The organism is Mycobacterium sp. SVM_VP21 (assembly GCA_024758765.1).
Taxonomy (GTDB): domain Bacteria; phylum Actinomycetota; class Actinomycetes; order Mycobacteriales; family Mycobacteriaceae; genus Mycobacterium; species Mycobacterium heraklionense_C.
The window spans coordinates 2730258-2746125 of sequence record CP101406.1; the positions used below are offsets into that span (position 1 = coordinate 2730258).

Consider the following 15868-nt stretch of genomic DNA (forward strand, 5'->3'; position numbering starts at 1 on the left):
TGAGAAGCGCTGGCCGAACACTGAATACGGCTGCTCCCTCGGCAGTCTAGCAACAGCTGTGCTGAGCACCCGGTAGCCCGGCTAGGCGTGGCCGAGAGCTTGCGCCAGCACCGACACCGTCAGCTCACGCTGCCAGGGACGTGCGCCGCCGGCGACCAAGAACTCCTCGATCACCTCTGCTGCGCCCGATGCCACCGGTTTCCAATCCCAGCACAGCCGGCGCACCAGTTCGGGGGTGATCAGGTTCTCGGTCGGCACGTGCACCTGCTCGGATACGGCACCCAGCGCGGCGCGGGCGGCCTCCAGTCGTGCGGCGGCCTCGGGCTTGCGCCGCGCCCAGCGCGATGGCGGCGGTGGGCCGCTGGCGGATTCGCTGGCTTCCAGCGGCTCGGGGTTGTCGCGTGCCGCGGCCAGCGCGGCCAGCCAGGTCGCCGCGCTGCGACGTTGTTTGGGTCCGCCGAACACCGGCAGGGCAAGCAGCTCTGCGACGGTGGTGGGGTTGGCGACGGCCGCAGCGATGATCGCCGAGTCGGGCAGGATGCGTCCGGGCGCGATGTCACGGCGCGCAGCGATCTGGTCGCGGACCGTCCAAAGCTCTCGGACGGCGGCCAGGCCGCGCCGATCGCGGACCTTGTGAATGCCCGATGTACGCCGCCAGCGGTCCCGGCGTGTCGTGGTGGTGAAGTCGGTCACCCGGACGTGATTGAACTCCTGTGCCGCCCAGTCGGTTTTGCCCTGCTCGGCCAGCACTTCAGCGACCGCCTGGCGCAGTTCGATGAGCACCTCGACGTCGAGCGCCGCATAGTTGAGCCAATCGGCAGGCAGCGGTCGCTTCGACCAGTCGGCGGCGCCGTGGCCCTTGGCCAGGCCCAGTCCCAACAGTCGCTGCACCATCGCGGCCAGGTTGACCCGGTCGAAGCCGGCCAGCCGCCCGGCCAGTTCGGTGTCGTACAGCGCCTTGGGCCACATGCCGACCTCGGCCAAGCAGGCCAGGTCTTGGTCGGCGGCGTGCAGAATCCACTCGTCGTCGTCGAGCACCTCGGCGACTGGGCGCAGCAGGGCAGCGGGATCCTCGCCGGCGCCGACCGGATCGATCAGCACCGTACCGGCACCCGCTCGACGGATCTGGATGAGGTAGGCCCGGTTGGAGTAACGGAAGCCCGACGCCCGCTCGGCATCCACGGCGAACGGGCCGTGACCGCCTGCCAGCAGGTCGGCGGCGGCACCGATCTGCCTGCCGGTGACCGACACCTCCGGCACCCCGTCGGCAGGATGCGGCAGCGGTGTCGGCTCGGGCTCTTCGGTGACGGCCGGTTCGGTGTTCTGCTCGGACATCTTCAGACGCGGGTTCGCGAGCTCAGATCGGTGATCCCGACCGGCGGTAGGCCCGCGGCGTGTTCCAGCACCTCGCAGAAGGCCTGGACATGTGTGCCCAGCTCCGGGGTGGTCGCGGTCCACGACGCGCGCAGCTCCAGCTGGTGACCCCGCGGCGGGCCGGAGATGTCGCCGTACCGAACTGACGTGGTGGCGGTGACGGTCCCACCCAATGCGGTGACGTGTTCGGTGCGGGCGCCCAGCGCCTCGACGAGCCAACTCCAGGCGACCTCGGGCAGCAGCGGGTCGATCGCCTCGTGCGGGTCCAGGTCGGCCTGAATGAAGGCCACCATCCGCATGGTGCCGTCCCAGGCGTCGGTGCCGTCGGGGTCATACAGCAGGATCAACCGGCCGAAGGCATCGCCGTCGGAGTCTTCCGGGACGAAGTCGGTCTCGGGATGCTTGACCTCGGCGCCCAGCGCATAGCTGTAGGGCGCCAGGCGCTGCGGTGGCCGGATCGGGCCCAACTCGATCTCCGACCGCACGGTCGCGGCGTGCATCGTTGCCACCGCTTCCCGAAAGGGGGCAGGCTCGGCTGATGTCACTGGTGCCGCTCCTTAACTGATTGCTGTGCGCCGCGTCGCCAGCGGCCGGCACACCAGGTTCTGTTGCGCACCGCCGCGACGCGGGTCACCGAATCTCACGCTAACCCCCGGCGCCGGTCGGCGTAGACAGGCGCGCCGAATAGGCGGTTCGGCGAGGCTCGCCGGAGCTGGCCCGGAGGGGCGGCGGAGGTGAGGGGAAGCCGGGACCGCCGTAGGAGACGGCTCGGTTCGGCGAGGCGCGCCGGAGGTGGCCCGGAGGGGCGGCGGAGGTGAGGGGAAGCCGGGACCGCCGCAGGAAACGGCACGATTCGGCCTGCCCTGAGCGGGCGTGGCAGCATTGAGCGCGATGAGTGCCCGTCGTGAACTGCCTGATTCCCCGTACCTGGCCGCCGCTAACGGCCAGCAACCCAACCGGATGCCGGTCTGGTTCATGCGCCAGGCCGGCCGATCCCTGCCGGAATACCGTGAGCTGCGCGCCGAGCACAGCATGCTCGCTGCCTGCTTTGACCCCGAACTGGTCTGCGAGATCACGCTGCAGCCGGTGCGCCGCCATGACGTCGACGCGGCGATCCTGTTTTCCGACATCGTGGTTCCGCTGCGCGGCGCCGGGGTGGATCTGGACATCGTCCCCGATGTCGGACCGGTGATCGGCAACCCGGTACGTAACGCGAGTGACGTCGCCGCCCTGCGGCCGTTGGACCCGCAGCAGGTGACCGCCGTAGCAGCAGCGGTATCGCTGCTGGTGGACGCGCTCGGAACGGTGCCGCTGATCGGCTTCGCCGGCGCCCCGTTCACCATGGCCTCCTACCTGGTCGAGGGCGGGCCCAGCCGGACCCATGCCCGCACCAAGGCGATGATGCTGGCCGACCCAAACACCTGGCATGAATTGATGACGCGGCTCACGGACCTGACCATTGCGTTTCTGACGGTGCAACTCGACCACGGTGTGGACGCCATTCAGTTGTTCGATTCTTGGGCCGGAACGCTGTGCCTGGCCGACTACCGGCGCTTCGTGGCGCCGCACAGTGCCCGGGTGTTCGCCACACTCGCCGACCGGGAGGTGCCGATGACGCACTTCGGCGTGCAGACCGGCGAGCTGTTGGGTGAGATGGCGGCCACCGGAGCCACGGTCGTCGGGGTGGACTGGCGTACCTCGCTGACCGACGCCGCAGCCCGGGTGGGCGCCGGTCGGGCCTTGCAGGGCAACCTGGACCCGGCGGTGCTGCTGGCGGGCTGGCCGGCCGTGGAGCGTGCCGCCACGGCCGTCGTAGCCGACGGCCGTGCCGCGGTTGCTGCCGGAGCGTCCGGGCACGTGTTCAACCTCGGACACGGCGTACTGCCGGAAACCGACCCCGGGGTGCTGACCGACCTGGTATCGCTGGTTCATTCATTGTGACCACGTCGTACTGCGTCGTCGGGGGCGGAATCTCCGGTCTGGCCGCCGCCCACCGCCTGCGGGCGACACTCGGTGACGCAGTCGACATCACCATCTTCGATCCGGCCGATCGGCTCGGCGGGCTGTTGCGCACCGAGACCCTGGGCGGGATCGGGGTGGACGTAGGTGCTGAGGCGTTCGTCGCCCGGCGGCCCGAGGTCCCGGCCCTGTTGGCCGAGCTGGGTTTGGCCGATCGGCAGCGCGGTACCACCGGAGTGCGGCCGTTGCTGTACAGCCGCCGGCTGCTGCACCGGCTGCCGGCGGACACCCTCAGCGGGATTCCGTCCTCGCCGGAGTCGATGGCCGGGCTGGTCGACAACGAGACCCTCGCCCGGATCGCCGGCGAACCCAGCCGCCCGTTGGCGTTCGAACTAGGCAGCGATCCGGCGCTGGGAGCACTGGTGGCCGACCGTTTCGGGGCACAGGTGGTCGCCTGCTCGGTGGATCCGCTGATCGGCGGGGTGTACGCGGGTTCGGCGGCAACCGTCGGACTGCGCTCGGCGGTCCCGGGCCTGGCCACCCTGCTCGATGAAGGCGCATCCAGCCTGACCGAGGCCGTGCGGCGGGCACTGCCCACGACCACCGGTGCGCCGGTGTTCGGCGCGATCACGGGCGGGTATCAGGTGCTGGTGAACGCGCTGGTGCGCAGCGCCAGGCCGCGCTGGGTGCAGTCGGCGGTGACCCAGATCGACCCGGCCGGCGACGGATGGCTGTTACGAGACGCCAGTGGCGGCCATCATCGCGCCGACCGGGTGGTGGTCGCGGTGCCCGCCCCCGTGCTGGCCCGGCTGGCCACCGGCTTCGCGCCGCGTGCCGCGGCAGCGGCCAGCCGGATCGGCAACGCATCGTCGGTGGTGGTGGCAATGGCGGTACCCGCCGGTGCGGCGTTCCCGAACAACTCCGGCGTACTGGTTGCCACCGGGGAACGGCTGCACGCCAAGGCGATTACCCTGACGTCGCGGAAATGGGGCGACCGGGGGTACGGCGGCAGGGTCGAGGTGCTGCGCTTGTCGTTCGGTCGGTTCGGCGACCCCCGCACCAGCGCCTCCGACGCGGAGCTGGTGGCGTGGTCGATGCAGGACCTGGAGGCCGTCTTCGGCGTCACGGTGGACCCCATCGACGTGCGCGTTCAGCGCTGGCCTGCGGCGATGCCGCAATATCGGCCCGGACACGCCGCCCTGGTAACCGGACTGCGCGCCGCGCTGCCACCGACCGTGGCCGTCGCCGGCAATTACCTCGACGGCATCGGGGTACCGGCCTGCATCGCCGCGGCCGACCGGGCCGTGGCAGCGGTGATCAGCGCCACCCCGGCGCCCTAGCGACCTTCACAGCGCATCGTGGCAGCATATGGGCCATGGCGCACCTCGACTACGACAAGCTGAACTCCACCCTCCGCTACGTGATGTTCTCGGTGTTCTCGGTGAATCCGGGTGGACTCGACGCAGGTACCGAGACCCGCGAGGCGATCGCCGACCAGGTCGCCACCTTCTTGAAGCAGCAGGAAGAGCGCGGCGTGGTGGTCCGCGGGGTGTACGACGTCGCCGGCCTGCGCGCCGACGCCGACTTCATGATCTGGACTCACGCCGAGCGCATCGAAGATCTGCAGGCCACCTACGCCGGGTTCCGCCGCACCGCACTGGGCCGGGTCTGCGAGCCGGTGTGGAGCAGCGTGGCGTTGCACCGGCCGGCCGAGTTCAACCGGAGTCACGTCCCGGCGTTCATCGCCGGTGAACCCGCAGGTGCCTACGTCTGCGTATACCCCTTCGTGCGGTCGCTCGAGTGGTACGTCCTGCCCGAAGAAGACCGCCGCAGGATGCTGGCCGAGCACGGCATGGCGGCCCGCGAGTACAAGGATGTGCGCGCCAACACCGTGCCCGCGTTCGCGCTCGGTGACTACGAGTGGATTCTGGCGTTCGAGGCGCCCGAACTCGACCGGATCGTCGACCTGATGCGCGACCTGCGCAACACCGAGGCCCGGTTGCATGCCCGGGAGGAAACCCCGTTCTTCACCGGCCCCCGGGTCGAGGTCGAGCAACTGGTGGCTTCGCTGCCGTAACAGTCGATGCGACACCCGTCGCCATCTTGTCTAGATAGCAAGCATGGTGATACCTTCTGGAACGTTAAGCATTTTCTAAGGCTATGCCTTGGCTAGATCCTTTCGGAAGGTGTCGAGCTATGCCCGGTCCCACCTCGTCGCGCGCCTCGACGCACCGCTTCTCTGCCGCCGGCACTGCGCTGTTGACCGCCGGACTGATCGCCGCGAATCCGGCGGCAGTCCAGCTGCCCACCGTCCAGTTCGCCGACATTCTGCTGGCTGCTCAGGACATCGTCATGGACATCGTGCGGCACGCCGAGGATGCCCCGCCGGGCAACGAGCGGGTCACGTTCGCCCCGAGCTTCCCCGGGGCTGGAATCAGCGACAAGGGTGAGCAGGAAGCGCTCGACACCGCGCAGAAACTCCTCGATGCGATCGGTCTGGGCAAGGTCGCCGGAATCTTCTCCGGACCCGACACCGACTCGCAGGAAACCGCTTACCCGTTCGCCGATCTGATGGGGATCTCCCACGACGACATCGGAATTCTTAATGGGCTGACCGAAGTCGACGGCGGCCTCTACTCCGACTTGCCCAATCTCAGCCCGGCCGGGATCTTGTATGCCCTGTCCAGCGCGCTGTGGACGCTGGCGCTGCCGTCGGTGCTGCCCATCCCCGGCGCGCTGGACTACAACGGCTTGATCGTGCTCGACAAGTACAACGAAGCCATCAATGCGGTCTACAACCATGCGTTGGACAACCCGGTGATCGGCGACAACGGCCAGATCAACGAGGCCGTGTTCAGCAGCTCCGCGGTCACGATGATCTGGGTGATGAACACGGTCAAGAACCCCGACGTCGAAGTGCTGCTCAAGGGCCTGTTCGACGTCTCCTCGACCGGTGTGCCGCAGCCGCTGCCCAACGCTGGGATTGTTGAACTCAGCGGCAACCCCGAGGACGGCTGGACGCTGGTCAACTGGGCCGGCCAGCCCGTTTCTACCGACATGGGCCTGCTGGGTGACGGATTCCTGCTCTGGCGCGATCTGGTTCTGCCGCCGCAGCTGGCGTCCCACGACGTTTTCGAAGCGATCCTGTCCGGGGACACCACCGCGATCGGCAACGCGTTGTTCGACGGCGTCGAGAACATCGCGGCGTCGCTGGGGCAGGTTCCGCTGCAGGCCTACAACATCCTCGAGGACATCTTCACCGGGCATTGGTAAGCGCCCGAAGACAGCCCGCTACGAGGGCGGTACCAACCGCAGACAGATGCTGTTTATGCAGTAGCGCTGGTCGGTGGGGGTGGGGTAGCCCTCGCCGGTGAACACGTGGCCCAAATGGCTGTGGCAGGAGGCGCACAGCACCTCGGTGCGCCGCATCCCCAGTGAGTCATCCGAGCGCAGGATCACCGCGTCGGAGTCGGCCGGGTCGAAGAACGACGGCCAGCCGCAGTGCGAGTGGAATTTCTCTGTGCTGCGGAACAATTCGGCGCCACACGCCCGGCACTCATAGATGCCTTCGGTGGTGGTGTCGGTGTACTCGCCGATGTTGGGCGGCTCGGTGCCGGCGCGCCGCAGCACCGCGAACTCTTCGGGGGTTAGTTTCGCGCGCCATTCGTCGTCGGTGAGCGATACCTTGGGAGAGGTCATGCCTCCACGGTAGCTTTCGGCTGTTCTGCCGTCAGCCATGCCGGATCGATGCCTTCGCCCAGGCGGCCCTGCTCCTTGGCGTCCAGATAGCGGTAACACAGCACCGTGCAGATCACGATCAGCAGCAGTGACCAGCCGTAGGTGATCTTGAGGTAGTCCAGTGGCCGCCCGATGTTCATCCACCGGAAGATCAGCCACTTGTCTAGGGTCATGAACCCGTAGACCCCCAGCCATGCCGGCCAGTTGCGCAGCACCGAGTTCGGCAGCACCACGGTCATCAGGAACGGGAACAGCACGATCGAGTAGTAGCCCTGGCCCAGCGACAGCACCAGGAACGACGCGGTCAATAGCACACCCGAGGAGGTCAGCATCCAGAATCGGGGGTCGCGGGTGCGGTAGTAGCGGTAGAGCAGCCACAGGCTGACGGCAGCCAACACGGTGAACAGCACTCGCATGAACAGGATCAGACCCGAGGGCAGGCCGAAGAACACCCCGTTGCCCAGGATCGAGGAGTTGAAGTAGTCGCGGGTGCCCATGATGTAGGGCACCGTCTGGGTGAAGTAGCTGTTCGGGTCGCTGGCCAGCGGGAAGGCCACCACGTTGAACAGCACCGGTACCGCGATCGCCCCGACGAACGGCCGCCACTGCCGGCTCAGCAGCGGCAGCAGCAGCAGCGGTATCAGCACCGGCTTGACCACAATGGTCAAGCCGATGGCGACACCGGCCCACCACTGGCGGCTCTCTCGGCCGTCGAGTAGCCAACGTAAGAACAACACTTCGGCCAGCAGGATCACGCCGTTGATGTTGGTGAACACCAGTGTGCTGCTCACGCTTTCGGTGAGGAACATCGCCGCCAGCAGGGCCGGCGCCGCGACCGAGCTCAGCCCGAATCCGAACATCCGCAGCAGCAGGTAGGCGGCGAGCACGATCGCGATCGTGTTGGTCGCGATGAACACATACCGCGACAGGGTCTCCGGCAGGTACCCGAACGGCGACATCAGCAGAGTGCCGCCGGGGGAGTACAAGTAGTGCGGATCGACATAGTCGAAGTGTTCGTTGTAGATGTCCAGGCCCTGCCGGAAGTTCAGCACCGCCCGGTACACCGGTTTGAAGTCATCGGTGATGTTGCCGTTCAGAGGCAGCACGATGGCGCGATGGATCAACGACATGATGGCCACCGGCCAGAGCACCGACCGCAGCACGGTTGCGGTGCTTGGTGGGGACGTGGGGGGCCGGAACGCGGCCAGCAGGGCGGTGCCCACGCGGTTCATCAAGGAGTCGGTCGCCGTCACCAGCGAACCGTACCCCGGACCGGTCCTGAGAGTCCGGATCAGGCTGGGTCAGGCCGGGCAGTAGACGTCGGTGTCGGGCAACTTGCCGCTGTCGAGGTAGCCGATCAGCGGCGGCAGCGTGCACGACGAATACACCGCGGCGCCATGCCCGATGCCCTGCCACATCACCCGCTTGCTGGCCGCCCCGGCGTTGATGACGGCCGCGGCGGTGGCCGCCACGCCCTCCTCACCGACGATCGGGTCGTTTTGCACTCCCAGCAGCAGCACATCGATCTTGAGTTCCTTCGGCAGATCCGGGGTGCTGCTGCTGGGCCAGCTCAGGCACTGCGCCATGTCCAGCGCACCGACCGTGCCGAACTGCGGGTATTCCTTGCCCCAGGCGACTACCAGCTCCCGGACCCGGTCTGGCGTAGGCCGGTTGAGCGCGTCGGCGCATGAGTTGACGAACCGGCCGTCACTGCCGCTGGTGCCTTGGGCCCGGTTGATCAAATTGTTCAACAGATTGACGTCGCCGGAATTGGCCGAGGCCAGCGCCCTGGCCAACTCGTTGGTGGTGTTGACGCGATCGCCGGTGGGATAGCCCAGGGCTGTGACGATCGCATTGGTGACCGCGGCCACCGAGGCGCCGCCCGGCCCATGCCCGGAGCGGGCGGCGTCCAGCACCGCGTTGACAGCGCCCTTCGGATCCGGGCCCAGCGCACAGTTCACCGCGACGCACTGCGCGGCGAACGCCTCGAAGGCCGCCTGTTGGCCCTTGACTCGTTCCTCGGCGGCGGATTCGGCGGCGGCTCCCAGCGGGATGGGGGAGTCCAGTGCCAGCCGGGCCACCTTCCCCGGATGAGATCCGGCGTAGGCCAGGGCGACTTGAGCTCCGTTGCCGATACCGATTAGCGACAGCGCCGGGATGTCCCAGATGCTGCGCAGCCGTTCGAGATCGGTCGCGGCATGGGTGTTGTCGTAGGACGACTCGCCCGGCGAGATGGAGTCGGTGCAGTCGGTGGTGGCCTCCTGAGTGACCGTGCCCAGACTGGCCACTGGGTCGTCACCGGGGGCGAATTGCGCCTGGTTCCACATTTCGTCGCGCTGGCTACGATCGCGGCAGTCCACCGGGCTCGACATCCCGGTGCCGCGCCGGTCCACGGCCACGATCGGGTGGCTCTTGAGCACGTCCGCGCCGGCCCGTGCCAGCCAGATCGGCAGCTGTAGCGACGACGGCAGATCCCAGCCGGTGGTGAACACCACGGGGCCGGCGTCGCCCGGGGTCTGTACGGATCGGGCCCGCACCACCCCGATGCTGATCGCCCCGGAACCACCGCCGAGTGGGTCGACGTCTGCGTCGTAGCTGGCGCAGTCCAGCCGTACCCCGGGCGTGGCGGGCAGCGCGGCGTCACCGAAGACTCGGGCGGTGCAGTCATGCCACGGTAGGTCGTTCTTGGGCACCTCCACTGCGGGCGGTCCGGCCTGGTCCGAGGTGGACTCGGGTTGCCCCTGGGGGCCGGCGCCGGAGTTGGTTGCGAAACGCGGGTCGGCGGCCAGCCCGGGCGCGCAACCGGCCAGCAGGGGCGCGGACCCGGCCAGTACGGCGGCAGCCGTCACCACCGCGACCCGGGCGAACCTCGAATAGCTGGTCATGCCTGTCACCTTATAGGCGCGCGCTTTTGACGTAGCGGCCGTAGAGGTAGCCGGATTCGTCGGCGAGCAGATGCGCACAGCGCATGGGCGTCGTCAGCTCGCCCGGACCGGTGGCGATACGGCGGGCCAGGCCACCGACCAGATAGGGGGCCATGGTCAGGCACAGCTCGTCGAGCAGCTCGCGCTTGATGAACGAGCCCAGCAAGGTCGGCCCGCCTTCGGTGAGGACCCGGAACTGTTCGCGCTGCGCCAACGCGGCCAGAACCGCGACCTCGTCCACCCGTCCGGGGTCGTCGGTCGAGCAGTCCAGCACTTCGGCATACCCGGCCAGCCGTCGCCGGGTGTCTCCGGCGACCGCCGAGCAGGTCAACACCAGCGGCGCCAGCTCGGTGTCGTTGAAGACCCGCAGGTCTCGGTCCAATTGGCCGGACTGGGTCACGATCGCCAGGCGGGGTACTTCGGACTGTCCGCGGTCGCGGCGGCCCTGTCGTTGCGCAACACTGAGGCGCGCTCCGCCGTAATTCTCCACTCGCACCGTGCCCGCACCTACCAGCACGATGTCGGCCAGCGCCCGCAGCAGCATGAACAGGGACCGATCGCCGGACCCGGCCAGCCCGCCGGAGGTGCCGGCCACCGTCGCGCCACCGTCGATGCTGCCGATGAAATTGGCCCGCACCCACACGCGCGGTACGTCGGTCTCGGGATAGGCGTACAACCGGCCCAGCTCGGCGTCGTCGACGGGCGCCGTGGAGCCCAGCAGGGTGAATCCCGAGTCTGCGCTGAGGTCGGACATGGCCTCGATTGCACCATGTGACTACAGTTCGTGCGTGCCCAATCCAGCCGCCGAGTCGATCGACCACCTGGTGGACCGGCATCCAGCGGTCTCCCCGGAACGACTGATCGCGCAGCTTAAGCCGCCGCCGACGTTCGCTGGCGCCAGCTTCGCCAGCTACCGGCCAGACCCCGCGCAACCCAGCCAGGCGGCCGCCGTGACCGCGTGCACCGCGTTCTGCACGCAGGCGCTGACCCGCCGCGCCGGACGGCGCAAGCTGCTGGGCAAGCGCGAGGTGTTGCCGGGCGTGGGTATCTACCTCGACGGTGGTTTCGGTGTCGGCAAGACCCACCTGCTGGCCTCCATCTACCACACCATCACCGACACCGGCAGCAGCCTTGGCGCTGCCCAGGCGCCTGGCACGGCATTCGCGACGTTCATGGAGCTGACCCAGTTGGCCGGGGTGTTCGGCTTCACCGAGTGCATCGAATTGCTCGGCGGCTACACCGTGGTGTGCATCGACGAATTCGAACTCGATGATCCGGGCAACACCACCTTGGTGTCGCGGCTGTTGTCTGAATTGGTGGCGCGCGGGGTCTCTGTCGCCGCAACATCGAACACGCTGCCCGAACAGCTCGGCGAAGGCCGCTTCGCTGTGCAGGACTTTCTGCGCGAGATCAGTGCGCTGGCAAGCATTTTCACTCCGGTACGCGTTGACGGTCCCGACTATCGGCACCGGGATCTGCCGCCGGCGCCCGAACCGCCCTCCGCTCAACAGGTCATGCAGCGCGCAGCAGCGCGGCCCGGAGCGACACTGGACGACTTCGACGGGCTGTGTGTCCACCTGGCCACCATGCATCCGTCGCGCTACCTGACCCTGATCGAGGGCGTCACCGCGGTGTTCCTCACCGGTGCGCACCCCATCGACGACCAGAATGTGGCGCTGCGGTTGGTCGCTCTCACCGATCGCCTGTATGACGCGGGCATCCCGGTGGTGGCTTCCGGCGCCAAACTCGACCAGATCTTCAGCGCCGAGATGCTGGCCGGTGGTTACCGCAAGAAGTACCTGCGGGCGACCTCGCGACTGCTCGCGCTCAGCAGCGGGCGTTAGCCGACTAGCTCACAGATTCCACTGCGCCAGGCGCAAGCCGGTGTTGCGCGACAGCATCACCACGTGGGTGACCAAGCCGCGGTAGACATCCCAGTAGACGCCACCGTCGACGGTGGAGCCCGCGGGGGCGTTGGTGAGCACCGCGTCGAGGGTGGTCGGGTCGTCGGTGTGCTTGGACACGTAGGCGTCGCCGCCGGGCGTGACACCGTCGAAGGTGACCGAGGCCGCCATGATGTAGGGGTTGGGCACCGAGATCGGGTGGACGGTCACGTTCGCCCGCCACGGACCGCCCTGGTTGCGCCAGCGGGGCGTGCCGTTGGCGCCCCAGCCCGGGGGGATCTCACTGGGCACCACGTCGTGCACGGTGACATCGGCGACGATTGGGCCGAACGCCTCATCGTGGTAGGAGATGCGCAGCGTGTCGCCGAGGCGACCGATCGGCGCTTCCGCGGTGGTGGTCGGGGTGGCGTACCCGGCGGCCGGTGCTACCAAGGCTGCCAACACGGTGACGACAGAAGTGACCAGGGCCAGAATCCAGCGATGCATCATGTCCTCTTCGTTTGCTTCTGGGCATGATGGCACATCGGCATCGCGGGTGCAGCAGCCTTGGCCAAGCAGTTCGGCAACCGGGTGGTTTCGGCGGTCAGTTCGTGGTTTCCGAACCGGGGGAAGCCAGGTTCGCGGTGATCGCCTCCAGCGCGTGAGCCAGATCGGCTTCGGCGCGGTCCCGGTCGACTCCGGCGCGATGCAGGGGGCCGGTGCCATCCTCGGCCTCCAGCAGCGCCAGCAGCAGGTGCTCGGTGCCGATGTAGTTGTGCCCGAGGCGAAGTGCGGTGCGGAATGTCAACTCCAGCGCTTTGCGTGCTGGGCCGTTGAACGGGATCAGGGCGGGCGGCTCGGCATCGCCGGGCTCAAGGGCGACGGCGGCAGCAACGGCTGCCGGGTCGACCTGTTGCGCGGTGAGCAACGCGGTAGCCAATGCGCCGGGATCGTGCAGCAGTCCCAGGACCAGATGATCGGGGGTGATCTCGGTGTGGCGAGCTTGGTGCGCGGCGTTCTGGGCCGCCACCACGGCACTGCGTGCGCGCGGGGTGAAGCGGGCGAAGCCCTGCGCGGGATCGAGCGTGGCTGCCTCGGGGCGCGGGACGAACTTCTTCTGCGCCGCCTGCTTGGTCACGCCCATGCACTTGCCGATATCGGTCCACGACGCTCCTGACCGGCGCGCTTGGTCGACGAAGTGCCCGATCAGATGGTCGGCGACCTCACCGAGGTGCTCGGCGGCCAGCACGGCATCGGTCAACTGCTCCAGGGGGTCGTGGTGCACGCCGGTGATGGCGTTGATCAGGTCGTCAAGGCGGACGGACTCCGTGAGCGGGGTGAAATCGGCCATGTCGTCAACTCTAGGTTGACGATCTCAATTGCGTCAACTGTTAGTTGACGTTCCGGGGTGTCGTGGCGCGGCTGGGGGTGGGAAACAGCCATTCCCCGAAGCCTTCGGCGAATCCGGACGACGGGGCATATCTGACTTTCGCCGGGCTGACACCGGCGGGCAGGGCGAAGACCACGCAACCGGTTGAAGACGCGCCCGGGGCGATGTGGAACATGCCGTCGTCGAAGTTCGTGCATTCGCCGACGTCTTTGAGGTCCGGCGCGTAGCGCTGCCCGTCGGAGCCGAACGCCCAGACGTTGGTGTTCACGTCGCCGTTCATGGTTGCGGTTCCCGGGTTCGCGATCGTGAACTGTGTCGCGATGTAGTTGATGCCCGGGTCGCTGGGGCCAGGCGTGACGGTCGCGGGGTTGATCACCTTGTTCAAGGTGACGGTGACGGTGCTGCCGTCGGCTCGGGTGAGGTTCAGGGTGTCGCCGGTGTGCCCGGCGGGTTTCGGGGTGGCCGGACGCGCTCCGTCGGAGGTGTCGGGTGACGCGCTCGTCGAGTCGGTGTGGCTCGAACATGCCGCTGACATGGCGGCAGCCACGGCGAACACCGACAGGACGACGATGGGTCGATTCATGGGGCCACCTTTCGCAATTCCCCTTCGTGCATTGTTAACGATTGTGCTGAGTATCGGCTGGTGACCACGGCCCAATCCCGGGATTTCGGGCTCGATCTCCGCAAATGCGGCTCTGCAAAGTGTGATCTTCGTTATAACTGTCCCGTAGGCGCAGCTAACAAAGCCGCGCACCGTCCGCAAAGGGGTACACCATGCTCGAATCGCTGATCGCAGGCGCTATCGGGGGAGCGCTCGGGGGTAAAGGGGCTGACGCCTCGGCAAAGATCCCCAGTCCGGGTGGGCTCGGAAGTTTGATCAGTGGCGGCCTCGGTGGGCTGGCCGGCGGTGGGCTGCTGAACAGCATTCTCGCCAACGGTGCTTCCGGCGGGTTCGATCTGGCCACTGCGGCCGGGAGCCTGGTCGGCGGCGGCGTGCTGGGCACGGTCGTCACCGCGCTCGTCGGCATGGTGCTCAAGGCGAACAACAAGGCCTGATTCTCGAAACGAAAAAACCCCTGTCGTCGCGCGGGGGCGGCAGGGGTTTTCGCAGTGTCGAGTCTGGTGCGCGGTACTGGGATTGAACTTGGAACTGAGCAAACATCCGATTGTGTTATCTAACTGCATCAACAGCGCTATGAACTGCTGATACACGAAACAGTACCACCGGAAGCAGGTGGAATCAAACGGAAGTAGCAACCAACGAATGTAAGTGGTTGTTGCATGTATATTGCATGGAATGAGCCGCGAACGCCGGGCCTTCGGGCGCCTACGCCAATGCCAACCCTCGGGCCGGTGGCAAGCCTCCTACGTCGGCCCCGACGACAAGCTCCACAAGGCGCCAGCCACGTTTGCCGCAAAGGTTGACGCGGAAGCATGGCTAGTCGACCGCCGCCGGGAGATCGACCGCGAACTGTGGTCGCCGCCAGCCACCGCCGACGAACTGCGCGCCGCGAAACAGGACAAGAAGGCCGCCGCCGAGACTTTCAAGGACTACTCGAAACGCTGGCTGGAAACCCGCACCGTCCGCGGCCGACCCCTCAAGCCCCGCACCGTCGCCCACTATCAACAGATCCTCGACGACCACCTACTGCCAGCGTTCGGCAAGAAGCCTTTCCGCGACATCGATATGGCCATGGTTGACCGCTGGTACGCGCGCACACTCAAAGACCAGCCAACTATGCGGGCGCACACCTACAGCCTCCTGCGCACCATCCTCGAAACAGCCCGAACCCGCGACAGGCTCATCAGCGACAACCCTTGCCTTATCCGCGGCGCCGGCACCGCGCGACGACGCATCAAGCCGAAACCCGCCACGCTCGCCGAGCTGGACACCATCACCACCCAGATGCCCGAGCAATACCGGGCAATGGTGCCGCTGGCCGCGTGGTGCGCAATGCGCTTCGGGGAACTGGTGGAGCTGCGCCGCGGTGATGTCGAACTGACGGACGTTCACCAGAAAGATGGGGACGGCAACAACGTCGTGACCGACACCGGCGTGGTGAGTATCCGCCGGGCCGCCGTGCGCGTAGACGGCGGCTGGGTCGTTGGCGATCCCAAATCGGACGCCGGTATCCGTGACGTGGCGATCCCTCCACACATCGTCCCGGTCATCCGCCGGCACCTCGCCGAGCATGTCGGCCGGCGCGCCGACGCACTTCTGTTCCCGGCCAAAGCTGGCGGGCACTTGCAGCCGTCCACCTTGCAGCGTCACTACTACAAGGCGCGAGCAGCTGCCGGCCGTGAGGATTTGCGTTGGCATGACCTGCGTCATAGCGGGGCGGTGTTGGCGGCCCAAACGGGGGCGACGCTGGCTGAGCTTATGGCCCGCCTCGGCCATTCCACACCGGCCGCCGCGATGCGCTATCAGCATGCAGCGCAGGGCCGTGACCAGCAGATAGCGGCGGCCCTGTCCGCGATGGTCGCGCCGAAACCCGATGCGGCTGTTGGCTAGTCAACAGATACGTGGGCCGCAAATGGAAGCAGGAGGAATCAAGGTTGGTTGATTCATTTTGTGCGCAGCGCCGTCTATTTGAGTGAAC

16 protein-coding genes are annotated in these 15868 nt (G+C 67.5%); 7 read left to right on the plus strand and 9 right to left on the minus strand.

Annotation, left to right across the window (positions count from 1 at the left end; translation table 11 throughout):
* Positions 1-81: 81 nt before the first annotated feature.
* Positions 82-1335 carry a ribonuclease D gene (locus NM962_12495; protein UVO10852.1) on the minus strand — a complete coding sequence of 418 codons (1254 nt, stop codon included), beginning with the start codon at positions 1333-1335 and terminating at the stop codon, positions 82-84.
* 2 nt (positions 1336-1337) lie between these two features.
* Positions 1338-1874 (minus strand): DUF3000 domain-containing protein, encoded by a 537-nt coding sequence (locus tag NM962_12500; GenBank protein ID UVO14697.1) that lies wholly within the window; start codon positions 1872-1874, stop codon positions 1338-1340.
* 391 nt (positions 1875-2265) lie between these two features.
* Here NM962_12500 and hemE point away from each other — a divergent pair, with 391 nt between their 5' ends.
* The 4 genes from hemE (at position 2266) to NM962_12520 (ending at position 6606) form a co-directional block, all read left to right on the plus strand.
* Complete coding sequence (gene hemE / locus NM962_12505; protein UVO10853.1) at positions 2266-3315, plus strand: uroporphyrinogen decarboxylase; 1050 nt, start codon at positions 2266-2268, stop codon at positions 3313-3315.
* Positions 3309-4673 (plus strand): protoporphyrinogen oxidase, encoded by a 1365-nt coding sequence (locus tag NM962_12510; protein UVO14698.1) that lies wholly within the window; start codon positions 3309-3311, stop codon positions 4671-4673. The genes hemE and NM962_12510 overlap by 7 nt, the downstream gene beginning before the upstream one ends.
* Positions 4674-4708: 35 nt before the next feature.
* Positions 4709-5410: a chlorite dismutase family protein gene (locus NM962_12515; protein ID UVO10854.1), complete on the plus strand. Its 702-nt coding sequence runs from the start codon at positions 4709-4711 to the stop codon at positions 5408-5410.
* Positions 5411-5529: 119 nt separating this feature from the next.
* Positions 5530-6606, plus strand: a complete 1077-nt coding sequence (locus tag NM962_12520; GenBank protein UVO10855.1) for a histidine phosphatase family protein — start codon at positions 5530-5532, stop codon at positions 6604-6606.
* An 18-nt stretch (positions 6607-6624) separates the two neighbouring features.
* Here the strand turns inward: NM962_12520 and msrB are convergent, their stop codons facing one another.
* The 4 genes from msrB to NM962_12540 form a co-directional block, all read right to left on the minus strand.
* Positions 6625-7032, minus strand: a complete 408-nt coding sequence (gene msrB, locus NM962_12525) for a peptide-methionine (R)-S-oxide reductase MsrB (protein UVO10856.1) — start codon at positions 7030-7032, stop codon at positions 6625-6627.
* The gene (aftC, locus tag NM962_12530; GenBank protein ID UVO14699.1) at positions 7029-8303 is read right to left on the minus strand and encodes an arabinofuranan 3-O-arabinosyltransferase; all 1275 of its coding nucleotides are present in this window, start codon (positions 8301-8303) and stop codon (positions 7029-7031) included. The genes msrB and aftC overlap by 4 nt, the downstream gene beginning before the upstream one ends.
* A 69-nt stretch (positions 8304-8372) precedes the next feature.
* Entirely contained in the window at positions 8373-9956 is a 1584-nt protein-coding gene (locus tag NM962_12535) for an alpha/beta hydrolase (GenBank protein ID UVO10857.1), read from the minus strand.
* Positions 9957-9966: 10 nt separating this feature from the next.
* Positions 9967-10749 (minus strand): pyrimidine reductase family protein, encoded by a 783-nt coding sequence (locus NM962_12540; protein ID UVO10858.1) that lies wholly within the window; start codon positions 10747-10749, stop codon positions 9967-9969.
* Between NM962_12540 and zapE the strand changes: the two genes are divergently transcribed.
* Positions 10748-11839, plus strand: a complete 1092-nt coding sequence (zapE, locus tag NM962_12545) for a cell division protein ZapE (protein UVO10859.1) — start codon at positions 10748-10750, stop codon at positions 11837-11839. The genes NM962_12540 and zapE overlap by 2 nt on opposite strands.
* 9 nt (positions 11840-11848) lie before the next feature.
* Here the strand turns inward: zapE and NM962_12550 are convergent, their stop codons facing one another.
* The 3 genes from NM962_12550 to NM962_12560 all read right to left on the minus strand — a co-directional run bounded on the left by NM962_12550 (position 11849) and on the right by NM962_12560 (position 13851).
* Positions 11849-12385 carry a hypothetical protein gene (locus tag NM962_12550; GenBank protein ID UVO14700.1) on the minus strand — a complete coding sequence of 179 codons (537 nt, stop codon included), beginning with the start codon at positions 12383-12385 and terminating at the stop codon, positions 11849-11851.
* A 97-nt stretch (positions 12386-12482) separates the two neighbouring features.
* Positions 12483-13229 (minus strand): ATP-dependent Clp protease ATP-binding subunit, encoded by a 747-nt coding sequence (locus tag NM962_12555; protein ID UVO10860.1) that lies wholly within the window; start codon positions 13227-13229, stop codon positions 12483-12485.
* A 40-nt stretch (positions 13230-13269) separates the two neighbouring features.
* On the minus strand, positions 13270-13851 hold the full coding sequence (locus NM962_12560; GenBank protein ID UVO10861.1) for a DUF4352 domain-containing protein: 582 nt from the start codon (positions 13849-13851) through the stop codon (positions 13270-13272).
* A gap of 191 nt (positions 13852-14042) precedes the next feature.
* Here NM962_12560 and NM962_12565 point away from each other — a divergent pair, with 191 nt between their 5' ends.
* On the plus strand, positions 14043-14324 hold the full coding sequence (locus NM962_12565; GenBank protein UVO10862.1) for a hypothetical protein: 282 nt from the start codon (positions 14043-14045) through the stop codon (positions 14322-14324).
* Positions 14325-14565: 241 nt separating this feature from the next.
* Entirely contained in the window at positions 14566-15780 is a 1215-nt protein-coding gene (locus NM962_12570; GenBank protein UVO10863.1) for a site-specific integrase, read from the plus strand.
* Positions 15781-15868: the final 88 nt, after the last annotated feature.

Coding starts and splice junctions, on each gene's coding strand:
- NM962_12495 (UVO10852.1), bottom strand. CDS start 1,335: ATGTCCGAGCAGAACACCGAACCGGCCGTCACCGAAGAGCCCGAGCCG.
- NM962_12500 (UVO14697.1), bottom strand. CDS start 1,874: ATGCACGCCGCGACCGTGCGGTCGGAGATCGAGTTGGGCCCGATCCGG.
- hemE (UVO10853.1), top strand. CDS start 2,266: ATGAGTGCCCGTCGTGAACTGCCTGATTCCCCGTACCTGGCCGCCGCT.
- NM962_12515 (UVO10854.1), top strand. CDS start 4,709: ATGGCGCACCTCGACTACGACAAGCTGAACTCCACCCTCCGCTACGTG.
- NM962_12520 (UVO10855.1), top strand. CDS start 5,530: ATGCCCGGTCCCACCTCGTCGCGCGCCTCGACGCACCGCTTCTCTGCC.
- msrB (UVO10856.1), bottom strand. CDS start 7,032: ATGACCTCTCCCAAGGTATCGCTCACCGACGACGAATGGCGCGCGAAA.
- aftC (UVO14699.1), bottom strand. CDS start 8,303: ATGAACCGCGTGGGCACCGCCCTGCTGGCCGCGTTCCGGCCCCCCACG.
- NM962_12535 (UVO10857.1), bottom strand. CDS start 9,956: ATGACCAGCTATTCGAGGTTCGCCCGGGTCGCGGTGGTGACGGCTGCC.
- zapE (UVO10859.1), top strand. CDS start 10,748: ATGGCCTCGATTGCACCATGTGACTACAGTTCGTGCGTGCCCAATCCA.
- NM962_12540 (UVO10858.1), bottom strand. CDS start 10,749: ATGTCCGACCTCAGCGCAGACTCGGGATTCACCCTGCTGGGCTCCACG.
- NM962_12550 (UVO14700.1), bottom strand. CDS start 12,385: ATGCATCGCTGGATTCTGGCCCTGGTCACTTCTGTCGTCACCGTGTTG.
- NM962_12555 (UVO10860.1), bottom strand. CDS start 13,229: ATGGCCGATTTCACCCCGCTCACGGAGTCCGTCCGCCTTGACGACCTG.
- NM962_12560 (UVO10861.1), bottom strand. CDS start 13,851: ATGAATCGACCCATCGTCGTCCTGTCGGTGTTCGCCGTGGCTGCCGCC.
- NM962_12565 (UVO10862.1), top strand. CDS start 14,043: ATGCTCGAATCGCTGATCGCAGGCGCTATCGGGGGAGCGCTCGGGGGT.
- NM962_12570 (UVO10863.1), top strand. CDS start 14,566: ATGAGCCGCGAACGCCGGGCCTTCGGGCGCCTACGCCAATGCCAACCC.